This window comes from Mariniflexile sp. HMF6888, assembly GCF_044335535.1.
In the GTDB taxonomy this organism is placed as follows: domain Bacteria; phylum Bacteroidota; class Bacteroidia; order Flavobacteriales; family Flavobacteriaceae; genus Mariniflexile.
The window spans coordinates 20,200-28,341 of the sequence record NZ_JBIQVZ010000017.1; the positions used below are offsets into that span (position 1 = coordinate 20,200).

The 8,142-nt window shown below is 36.3% G+C and carries 5 protein-coding genes; all 5 read right to left on the bottom strand.

Annotation, left to right across the window (positions count from 1 at the left end; all coding sequences use genetic code 11):
- Positions 1 to 4: 4 nt before the first annotated feature.
- Positions 5 to 2,443: a sugar-binding domain-containing protein gene (locus ACGLWY_RS18530; RefSeq protein WP_396621170.1), complete on the bottom strand. Its 2,439-nt coding sequence runs from the start codon at positions 2,441 to 2,443 to the stop codon at positions 5 to 7.
- 97 nt (positions 2,444 to 2,540) lie between these two features.
- Positions 2,541 to 3,425 carry a sialate O-acetylesterase gene (locus tag ACGLWY_RS18535; protein ID WP_396621171.1) on the bottom strand — a complete coding sequence of 295 codons (885 nt, stop codon included), beginning with the start codon at positions 3,423 to 3,425 and terminating at the stop codon, positions 2,541 to 2,543.
- A 44-nt stretch (positions 3,426 to 3,469) separates the two neighbouring features.
- Positions 3,470 to 6,625 (bottom strand): glycoside hydrolase family 2 TIM barrel-domain containing protein, encoded by a 3,156-nt coding sequence (locus ACGLWY_RS18540; RefSeq protein ID WP_396621172.1) that lies wholly within the window; start codon positions 6,623 to 6,625, stop codon positions 3,470 to 3,472.
- 198 nt (positions 6,626 to 6,823) lie between these two features.
- Positions 6,824 to 7,177, bottom strand: coding sequence for an L-rhamnose mutarotase (locus tag ACGLWY_RS18545; RefSeq protein ID WP_396621173.1), 354 nt, complete (start codon positions 7,175 to 7,177; stop codon positions 6,824 to 6,826).
- Between the two features lie 245 nt (positions 7,178 to 7,422).
- Positions 7,423 to 8,142 (bottom strand): RICIN domain-containing protein (locus ACGLWY_RS18550; RefSeq protein ID WP_396621174.1); only part of this gene is annotated, 720 nt, incomplete at its 5' end.

Sequence of the window (8,142 nt, forward strand, 5' to 3'; positions counted from 1 at the left end):
AAATTTATTTTGTAACAGTTTTGATATTTATTGCCTTTTCTTCTAAAGTCGGTGAGCTAACAGTCAGTGTTATATCACCCACATCATGTGTGCTCTTTATAACAACTAATACCTTACCTTTCCAAGCATTACGTGTATCGCTTACATAAGGGTCAGTATCTTTAATGTTAGCATTATCCACTCCTGCAATTACTCCAGGGCCATCAATTTTGAAATGCAAACGATTAGTGGCATTCGGTTGTAATATTCCGTCTTTGTCCTTTATTTCAATAGTTATGTATGATAGATCCTGTCCATTAGCTAATATTTCTTTTCGGTCAGCTGTTAGTTTCATTTTTGTAGCATCACCAGAAGTTTGTAGAAGGGTTGATTCCATTTCTTTATTATTTTCAACCCCAACAGCTTTAAGTTCTCCTGATGAATAAGGCACTGTAAAAGTCGCCTTGAATTGTTGCTCTCTGGTTGTTGCCTTTTCTCCTATAAGTTTGTTATCTAAATATAGTTTTACTTTTGGATATTTGGAATACACTTCAACATCGATATTTCGACCTTCAAATCCAGGCCAAGTCCAACTTTCCCACGTTGGGTATACCGACCACCAGGTTTCTTTTATTTCTAGTGGTTCCGGTGCTGGTTCACGAACTGCCATGTAAAGTTTCTCTTTAGTATTATACAACATGCTTCGGTAATGCGAAATGGGTTTTCTCCAACCAATCAGGTCAATATCACCACAATAAGCAGCATGAATGGGAAACATATCGTTATCCCAGTTTTCTCCAGGTGTTTCGCCAGAATAATAAGTTCTACCAATACCTGCTTCGCCGAGATAATCTATGGCTGTCCAAACAAAATCGCCAATAACGTAATTGTTTTCTTGTACCAATTTCCAGTTCACAAACGCATCTTTAGGATAAGACTCGGTATGGACAATCATTCGCGACGGCACTTGTTTATGGTCATCGGGTGCACTATTCAAATGATAATTATAGCCCGCCACATCGTGTACTGCCATTAGTGAGTCCATTATTGTCCAATCCTTGCCATTCTCAACAACAGCTGACGTTACGGGACGGGTATTATCCATTTTTTTAAGCGCATCAATAAGCATGGTGGCTGTTTTCACAGCTTCAGGTTTTCCCCGTTCGGGTACTTCGTTACCTATGCTCCACATGAAAACTGAAGGATGATTGTGATCTCGTAAAACCATTGCGTCCAAATCGCGTTGCCACCATTGGTTGAAATATTTAGAGTAATCATTATTGTTTTTCCCTACTTTCCAGCAATCGAACGATTCGTCCATTACCAATAAACCTAATCTATCGCAGGCATCAAGAAATGCTTCGGAAGGTGGATTGTGCGAAGTCCTCACTGCATTGAATCCACCGGCTTTAAGCAATTCTACTTTTCGTTCTTCGGCACGGTCGAAAGCAGCAGCACCTAAACACCCATTATCGTGATGCACACAACCCCCATTTATTTTTACTGTTTTTCCATTGAGTTGAAATCCGTTTTCAGCAGTAAATTTTATAGAACGGATACCAAAACTAGTTTTAGTGTCGTCCAATACTTTTTTATCTTTTAACACTTGAATCTGAGCCTGATATAAATGGGGAGTTTCAGGTGTCCAAAGCAACGGATTTGACACGTAAATGGTCTGGGCTATTTCCTTTTCACTGTTGGCAGGAATCTTAATTTGCACCTGAGCTTTTCCTGTAGTTTTTGAATTTTTATTCCAAAGAGTAGTTTTTACAACAACGCTCTGGGTTGATTTCGTTTCGTTTTTCACCATCGTTTTCACCAGTACGCTTGCCTTTTTTGCAGACACAACAGGTGTCGAAATGGATGTCCCCCATTGCGCCACATGCACTGGATTGGTAACCACCATCCAAACATGACGATAGATTCCGGATCCACTATACCATCGGCTGTTTACGTGTTGCGAATTATCTACCTGCACAGCAATAACATTTTCTTTTCCAAAATTCAAATAGGGTGTCAGATCGTAGCGGAACGATGTATAGCCATACGGATGAACACCAAGCGATTTTCCGTTGATAAAGATCTCGGAATTCATATAAACACCTTCAAAATAAATAGCAATTTTTTCATTTTTCCAAGCATCGGGTGCTTGAAAAGTTTTACGATACCATCCTATACCAGCGGGGAAATATCCTCCAGCTCCTTTTGTTGGATTTTTAGGATTTACTTTTCCTTCAATACTCCAATCGTGAGGCAAATCGAGTTTGCGCCAACTCGCATCATTGAAATCATTTCCTTTAGCTTCTGGAGTATCGCCCAAAAAGAATTTCCAGTCGTTGTCAAATAACTTTTTCCTTTCTATCTCATTTTGCGCATGAGTTGAAAAAAAGCTTAAAAATAGTATGAATACCAATACTATTTGTTTTCTAAAATAATTCTCCTTGTATAAATTAAACCCGTCCATTTTGTTATTCTATATTAGTATTATCCTATATAATTATCTACTTGTTTAGAAGCTGTTATAACAACATCTAATTATTTATAATTTACTCAATCAAAAGCTATTTTGAAGTTTCCAATCCTTGTATCTCAGGTTCCAAAACTTTAGCATCAATACCCATTAATGAAAGCATTTTTGCAGCGTATCTCATCCCAAGCTTACGATAACTTAACGCATCAAAATGTGCTGCATCTATTCCAGTTAATTCATTTGAAGAAATAACGTACGATGTTGGTATAGTCATAGGTAAACTATTAATTATTGGATTCATCAACGTACCACAACAACTTCCGGGAGAAGACAATACCTCTCCTGCCAAAAGAGGTACAGAGTTGGCTTCCAGAGAAAGATCATTTAATAGTTCATTATATATTTTTTTTACATATTCTATCCATTCAGGCTGTCCAGCATTACTCTCTCCTTGATGTAAAAGAATTCCTTTTATAACACCATCCTTTTGTGCTATTTTGGCCATTTCAATCAGTCGTTTACGAGGATTTCCATTATACAATCTTAACTTTGATAAAAACCATTCCTCCTTATAAATCGAATCGTAATCTTGATAAAGATCCTTGTCAAACAACCTGATATCAGTTCCTCCAATAGCTACATTTATAATACCGACAGATATACTGTCCGGAAGATTAGCCACCATTGTTCTTCCAAAATAGTCAGCTGGTGATAAACCTGTATTACACTGACATAAAGGAGGAATGGCCGAACGCCATTCACCCATATTTCGACCTGCGCATTCAACTGCTTGAAGAACCCTAAAACGACTGTCAACAGTTTTATCTTGAGCTTCAAGCACTCCCTGACCTTCCATGTTTGATTGTCCAAAACAGAGGTAGATATGGAAATTAGGATTTTGTGAGAATGTTTTTGTGGCTAATAGGAGTAATCCAATTAATAAGAACATTTTTACACGTTTTTTTTGTATTCTCATAATGGGTTGAATGAATTATTGTTATTGTTTTGTTTTTAAATAAGTTATAATTTCCCAATATATTCCATAATAAAACCATAGTGATAAGGCTTATTACCTGAATTAGTATACTTTTCCATTGTTTTGGCACCCCAGGTATCGTCACCACCAACCCCATGAATATTCAAATCAATATTCAGATTAATAAAATCACGTTTCGGAAGCTGGTAATTATGCGTTGTGTTTTCTAAATCGTCTTCCGTATAAGGCCATGCTCTAAAATTTAGGGGCTGCAAACCTGTAACTTTAATAATCTGATTCTTCTGGTCACTTAGTGAAAACCAACGAACTTCGCAGCGATTTGCATTATCTTGCGGCACCGGATATGGAACCACAAAATTTTCTAATTCTGCATAATATAAACCAACCAACGAAGCGGTTTTCCTATCGGGATAATTTTCGTATGGTCCTCGACCATACCAATCTATAGCATTAAAGCTTTCCGGAATACAAACCCTCATTCCAAATTTAGGAATCAAAGGAATGGTATCGGATAGAGGCATATATGTTGCTTCCACTTGTAATTTTCCATCACCGTTTAATTGGTAATTCAATATATAGTTTGCACCAATGCTTGGCAAATTCATATCAAACTTAACAGTAGTTAAATTGCCTTGTTTAACTATATCTACATTTTTAACTATCCTATTTTCTGCTGCTTTCTTCCATTTTCCCAATTCTTCTAAATAACCACTTTGCTTTTGATTATCGTTCGGTGGCTTCCAAAAATAGGGTTCAAGATTGCCTTTTAACAACTCTTGTCCGTTAGTTTTCCAACTTACTAATGAACCATTTTTTCGGTCTAGGGTAAAGAACATTTTTTCTGTTTTAAGTTCAATTTGTGAAGCTGATTCTGTTATAGTTACCTGTTTTTCAACCGGAGTTACTTTTGTCCAACTATAAGGTTTGATTACAAACTGCTCACGTGCAATACAAAAACCTTCTTCGGCCCAAAGGGTTGCGGTCTTGAGTTTAGCATAAATATTCAAGCTTATTTCTGAAGAAATTGCAGCTTGATCTTTTAATGAAGGCAACATAATATTTGAAGTTGTTCCTGGTAATATGTTATCACAACTGAACTTGCCCTTTTGTATCGACTTACCATTAGATCTATATTCGTATTCAAAATCGAAATTGCGAAGCGATAGAAAATCAAAATGGTTTGTAACCCTAATCATTATCTCCTTATCATTTACAAGCTGAAATATAACTGGTTGATACACTTTCTGAACCTCAAAATAATGAGGATATGGCTTTCTGTCTGATGAAACCAAACCTTTGACACTGAAAGTTCCATCATTTGGCTTATCGCCAAAATCACCTCCATAAGCCCAAAATTCATCGTCTTTCAATTGATAATCATCTGGATGTTCGGTGAGTTTTAGAGGAGAACCATCTTTTTTCTTTGCCAAAGCCTGATCTACCCATTCCCAAATAGCTGCTCCAATAAGGCTTGAATCTGCATAAATTACATCCCAATATTCCTGAAGATTTCCACCAGAATTGCCCATTACATGCGCATATTCACGCATAAATACCGGCTTGTCTTTTATTTGTTCTCCTAACTTTTTCAAATCAGCAGGATGTAGGTAACCTTCATCATAAATAGCTGAAACATTACGTTCTGTATCTGAATAAATTAATCGAGTTGGATCGAGTTTCTTAATGGTATCGGCCATCGCTATTAAGTTTTGTCCTTGACCTCCTTCATTTCCCAATGACCAGAAAATAACACAGGGGTGGTTTTTATCTCGCTGTACCAATGAAACTGCCCTTTCTACATGCGACTTTTTCCACATCGGGTTATCGCCTATTTCCTTATTTCCAATACCAAAACCATGTGATTCCTGATTTGCTTCATCCATTACATAAAAACCGTATTTATCGCAAAGCTCATAAAACAAGCGGTCGTCAGGATAATGGCAGGTACGTATCATGTTGATATTGGCCTGCTTCATCATCTCCAAATCTCGAATCAAGGTATTTCGGCTCACGTGCTTTCCTGTACGCGGGTGTTGCTCATGACGGTTCACACCTTTGAGTTTTATGGCTTTGCCATTGATATAAAATACATCTCCCTGAATTTCAATTTTACGAACGCCAAAATAACATTCGGCCTTGTCAACAATCTTGTTTTTATTATTTTTGAGTTTTAAAGTAAGATGATATAAATTCGGCGTTTCAGCAGACCATAGTTTGGGATGCTTTATCAATGAATTCAATTCGATTGATACCTGCTTTGATTTTTGAACCACCTCAGTTTTCTTAGAAAATGAAAGATCAACCCATTCACCTTTTGCAGAAAAACCAGAAACTTCGGCATCTACATACAGCCCTTCAATATTTTGATTTGAGCGATTATCAATATTCAGATTGATAGAAATGCTAGCGTTGCCAAACGAATTATCCGGCATTGCTTTCACAAAAAAATCGCTGATGTAGGTTTTTGGGCGGGCAATTAAATCTACATCCCTAAAAATACCGCTTAATCGCCACATATCCTGATCTTCCAGATAACTACCATCGCACCAGCGATATACTTCTACGTCCAGCTTATTTTCACCTTTACGGATATATTTTGTTATATCAAATTCGGCTGGAGACATTGAATTTTCGCTGTAGCCAACCTTTTGTCTGTTTATCCACAGATACATAGCGGAAAGTACACCACCAAAATTGATGAATACTTGTTTTTGGTTCCAGTTTTCAGGAATGGCAAAAGTTGTACTATAACTGCCCACCGGATTTCGCTGAAGAAAACTTGTAAAATGCTTTTCAGGTTCGTTTGTAACTTTTGGAAAATCAGGCTTAAACGGATAGATAAAATTAGTGTAGATAGGAGTTCCAAATCCTTGAAGTTCCCAGTTTCCCGGAACCAAAATGTTGTCCCAACTTTTTGTTGAATAATTCTCCTTATAAAAATCAACCGGCCGCGATTGTGGATCAGGTGACCACTTAAATTTCCAGATACCGTTAAGCGACTGAACCATCGAATTATTCATTTTCTCTTCAAACAAGAAACCATACGCATGCGGATTTTCCTTGTTTATGCCATTAATATCAGGATTCTCCCAATCAGGAAGACTTTGAGCATGAAAAATGTTTATTGATAAAAAAAGCACTCCCAAAAGGAGTTTTATTATGTTGATTGATCTATACATATTTGTTGTATTAGCAGTCTTATTCGACTTAAGAAATTACCTGATTAGGATAAATCATTGCTACTTCATTATCAAACGTTATTTTACTTTATTAACTGTCAATTAGGTTCAAGTTTTTATTAAAACTACTGTAGTTGAACTTCATAACCATATTAAATTTTATTTGTTTTCCATTATAACCCTTTATAGTTGGGTAGTTTATTTGTCCATTTCATAAATCCGATCCATTAACTGCCATTTTTGGTTCGCTGTTGCCTCGACAGAGCTGTCCTGAAATTGTGCCATATGTGCTTCCCATTCGCTTTGTCTCGGCTTCATTGCCAGTTCATTCATTGCTATATCGTGGTTAAAATCAGCTGTTGTATCCATAATCATGAAAAGTCTTGTTCCAAAAAGATAGATTTCCATATTGATAATCCCTACTTCTTTCATTCCCTGAGTTATTTCTGGCCAAGCAGCCCCTTTTGCATGTGCTTTTTTATATGCTTCGATTAATGCAGAATCATTAAGCAATTCCATAGTTTTACAATAACGTTTAAATGAGATTGTCATCTTTTATAATTAATAATCTGTTATTAAATAATAGTGCTTTTGTTATTTCGATTTTTGTCGGCAATAGCCCAATTCTTCTAGTTTTTTATTTTTAATGCGAATCAAGGGTTGAAAATGAGCCTTACCAATCAGGAAGATACCTTTGCCAAAGTTTTGAACTTTGGCAAAGGTTTAACCTCAACTTACTGAATATTAATACTCTTTAAACCCCAACCCTTGAACCGAATTACTAACAAAAAAATGATTTATTTTTTAAGAATCTTAAATGATCTTGAGTAATTTGAATTTACTCCTTCAACTTGCACTATATATAATCCTGATTTCAATGAAGATCCCATTGCCAATTGGCTTGAAGTAGAGGATTCTGCTGCTTCTACTTTTCTTCCCAAAGTATCAAAAATGGTAACTCGAAATGGTTCATTCGATTTTGTAGCTTCAACCTTAAATTCATTAACAAATGGGTTTGGATAAAAATCTATTGAAAATTTTGAATCTTCTGAAATATTTTCTTTTGATAACGAGCTCATTTTTGCACTTTGAGTACCTACTGTATTTATTGACCATTGTTGGTTATAACTTGGACTATCACTCCATTGTCCTAAATCATCTCCATTATTAAGAGCACCTAAACCGTCAAGATACAAACCTGTTGCTTTATTTTTAAATCTAAAATAACCTGAACCAGAGCCTTCTTGTGTCCATTGTTGAGCATCACTTCCACTATAAGCCCATAGACCAGCTATCGATGGATTAGAATTTCTACCCATACCATCAATATATAAACCCGTTGCTCTATTTTTAAGCATTACGTAATTCCCATTGCTTTCAATTGACCATTGTTGCGCAGAACTTCCACTATTACTCCACTGACCTACGTTATCTCCGTTATCAGTTCTATACATTCCATCAACTAACAGCCCTGTACTGCGATTAGTAAAAGTAACATATTCAATACCTGAAGCAGA